We start from the raw sequence: 2,718 nt of genomic DNA on the forward strand, positions 1-2,718 counted from the left end.
CACCGGACTCCTTGCTCTGCTGGTGGACCTGCTTGGACTTGGCCACGCATTCATTCCAGAGCCACCGGCAGCGGTCCCACTCCGCTTCAAGTGCGAGCCGCGCGGTAGCAGACAGGCGCACACGAAAGGAGTACCGGGCATGCCCGGCCCCCTCCGTGGTCGCGTCTGTCGTCATGCATCCGAACCTATATGGGAGGACTGACAGTTGAGACCTCTTGATCGCCACGGGCTCGCTCACCTCGTCGCGGGTGGACGGTCTTTCGCCCTGGAGGCGAAACCCCTATTTCCTGTCCTGCTCCGCAGGAGTCCGATTCCTCCCCCGCCTGAAGGCCGGGGCATCCTCGGAGGAACCCGGTGAAGGCCAGGAAGTGCTCGGCCTTGCGTTCGTAGCGGCGGTGCAGACGGTGGCAGCCGCCCAGCCGGGACATCGTGCGCTCGATCGTCCAGCGGTGCCGGCCGAGCCGGGTGGAGGACTCGAGCCTTGCGGGCGATGCGGTGCGGGATGCCTCGCTTGCGCAGCCAGCTGCGCCCTGGAGAGGGACTGCAGGTCGTGGTTGCGCAACAGTTGCTGGCACTCGCGCCCGGCCTCGCATGATCTTTCGTACCGATGCCGCCGCAGCGATCGCGGGTTGAGCTTTACGCGGCCATCCGACGTGACGTCCCGCACCGGGACATCGAACCGTCGCGGAGACCCTGTGCCGACGAGATGGCGCGCGGGCCTCGCGGCGTCGACTTCATCAAACGATTGACGGGAGCGCGCCCGAACACCCCAACCGCTCCAAGGCATTAGCCAAGACAGGGCCAGGCCGCCGGGAATTGCCGTCCGTTGCGGTGACCGCCATCTGGCGTTCATACCTGTCTCACCGCTCCGGTCGACCGTGTTTCCTAGCGTCCGTGAGTGCGCGCACCGCTGACCTGCCGCAGCCCGCTGGCAGGTTCGGAGCGCTGCTGTCCGGTCGGTGTGCGACTGCACCCGACGACGCGAAAGGCCCCTGGAATGTCCGAAGAACCCAAGCAAACCAGAATCTCTCGTCGCAACGCGCTCGGCCTGTTCGGCGCGTCAGTGTCCGGCGCCGCTGCCGGGCCACTGGTCCTCGGCGCCGGAACCGCCGAGGCGGTCCCGGCGAGGTCGGAGGTCACCGGTCTCACCACCGGCTCGGCCACCACCCCCGTCCAGGGCCTGCACCTGACCTTCGGCGCCGACCCGCGCAGCCAGATGGTCGTCTCGTGGGTCACCGACGCGGCCGTCAAGAACCCCAGGGTCGTTTACGGCACGCTGAGCGGCGGCTTCGGCTCCACAGTGCACGCGACGACGAAGACCTACGTGGACGGCACCTCCGGGCGGACCGTCTGGGTCCATCACGCGCTGATCAGCAAGCTCAAGGCCGACACCGACTACCTGTACGCGGCCCAGCACGACGGCGCCACCCCCGACGCTGGTACCTTCCACACGGCGCCGTCCGGCAGGGCTCCGTTCACGTTCACCAGCTTCGGCGACCAGGGTGCGCCCAGTGTGACGTGGAAGACCGGTGCGAACCCGGCCGACGCCTCTGGCCGGGACTTCGAGCCCAACGCGACGCCCGCCGCTGCCGACATCGTCACCGGCATCGAGAAGGTCGGCCCGCTGTTCCATCTCCTCAACGGTGACCTCTGCTACGCCAACACCGGGCCCGACCGCATTCGCGTCTGGCACGACTTCCTCGCCAACAACAGCCGCTCAGCGCGATTCCGTCCGTGGATGCCCGCCGCGGGCAACCATGAGATCGAGTTGGGCAACGGCAAGCTCGGTCTCGACGCGTACCAGACCTACTTCGAGTTGCCCTCGACCGAGACCCAGCCCGAGCTCGACAACCTCTGGTACTCCTTCACGGTCGGCTCGGTGAAGGTGATCTCCCTGCAGAACGACGACATCGCCCTGCAGGAGGGCGGCGACATCTACATCAACGGCTACTCCGGCGGTCGGCAACTCGCCTGGCTGGAGAAGGAGCTCAAGTCGGCGCGGGCTTCGAAGGACATCGACTGGATCGTCATCTGTATGCACCAGGTGATGATCAGCTCTGCGACCGCCGCGAACGGCGCCGATGTCGCGCTGCGTGCGGCGTACGGCCCGCTGTTCGACAAGTACGGCGTCGACCTGGTGGTCTGTGGCCACGAGCACGACTACGAGCGCTCGTTGGCGGTGCGTGGCGTCGTCCCCGGCAGCGTCACCCTCACACCCAACCCGAGTCAGACCGCACTCGACTTGATCGACAGCGCGCACGGCACGACGCACATGGTCCTCGGCGGGGGCGGCGTGTCCGGCATCACCAACAACAGCTTCACCACCGACGACGCCGACGGTCACGGGCATCACTCGGCATACGTCCAGATGGAGCACGTCGGCAAGTTCAACTCGGTCAAGGAGAAGGAGACGGCGGTCTGGATCGGCGTCCGCGACGCGGAGCATCCGTACGGCTTCGCCGAGTTCGCCGTCGACCCGGGCCGTCACTCCGGTGACATGACCCGCATTCACGTCACCTACTACAACATCATCACGCCCACAGGTGAGCTGTCGGTCTTCGAGAAGTTCACGCTCCAACGCCGTCGTAGTGACGGCGGCCACGGCCAGCACTGAACCACCGCGACTAGGGCGCGTATTTGGTTGTGATCAACAGGTCGTCCGGGTGAGGTCCTTGAGCCAGATCATTGAGGCGCGCAGGTGGAGGCCGGCGAGGTAGC

Annotated in this window: 1 protein-coding gene and 2 pseudogenes; 1 reads left to right on the forward strand and 2 read right to left on the reverse strand. The window is 66.8% G+C overall.

What is annotated here, in order from left to right:
- Positions 1 to 175: pseudogene (locus tag ABZ904_RS51000) on the reverse strand (RNA-guided endonuclease TnpB family protein); the annotation flags it as partial.
- A 199-nt stretch (positions 176 to 374) separates the two neighbouring features.
- Positions 375 to 519: pseudogene (locus ABZ904_RS51005) on the reverse strand (IS5/IS1182 family transposase); the annotation flags it as partial.
- Positions 520 to 997: 478 nt separating this feature from the next.
- Between ABZ904_RS51005 and ABZ904_RS51010 the strand changes: the two are divergent.
- Positions 998 to 2,614, forward strand: coding sequence for a metallophosphoesterase family protein (locus tag ABZ904_RS51010; protein WP_361006298.1), 1,617 nt, complete (start codon positions 998 to 1,000; stop codon positions 2,612 to 2,614).
- Positions 2,615 to 2,718: the final 104 nt, after the last annotated feature.

It is taken from the genome of Streptomyces sp. NPDC046900 (assembly GCF_040644975.1).
In the GTDB taxonomy this organism is placed as follows: domain Bacteria; phylum Actinomycetota; class Actinomycetes; order Streptomycetales; family Streptomycetaceae; genus Streptomyces.

Excerpts from the sequence above, each read along its gene's own strand:
- ABZ904_RS51010 (WP_361006298.1), top strand. The coding sequence starts at position 998 with ATGTCCGAAGAACCCAAGCAAACCAGAATCTCTCGTCGCAACGCGCTC.